The following is a 284-nucleotide window of genomic DNA, read 5'->3' on the forward strand; positions in this document are numbered from 1 at the left end:
GTCTCGAAATCCAGCTCAACCGAAATCCTGCAGGATTGGCCTGTCCAGTCGATGGGATGAAATCGGTATGCTTTTGCATCACCTGGAACCGCATCATCACCGAACAGCGCCCATTGAAGGGCAGTCAAAATCGTTGTTTTTCCAGTCTCATTTTCTGCCCGGATGACCGTTAGTTTTCGGTCCTTATCGGTCGAAAATGTGAGTTCCAGATCGCGGAGCAATCGGAAATTCTCGAAGCGGGCGCGGATCAGTTTCATTATTTGCCTTCTTTAAGCTTTCCAGCC

General features: G+C 49.3%; 1 protein-coding gene. It reads right to left on the reverse strand.

Annotated features, from left to right (window positions below):
- Nucleotides 1–257: AAA family ATPase (locus EUU22_RS01500; protein WP_165351042.1), on the reverse strand; the 257-nt coding region annotated here is incomplete at its 3' end.
- Nucleotides 258–284: the final 27 nt, after the last annotated feature.

This window comes from Ciceribacter ferrooxidans (assembly GCF_004137355.1).
GTDB classification, from domain to species: domain Bacteria; phylum Pseudomonadota; class Alphaproteobacteria; order Rhizobiales; family Rhizobiaceae; genus Allorhizobium; species Allorhizobium ferrooxidans.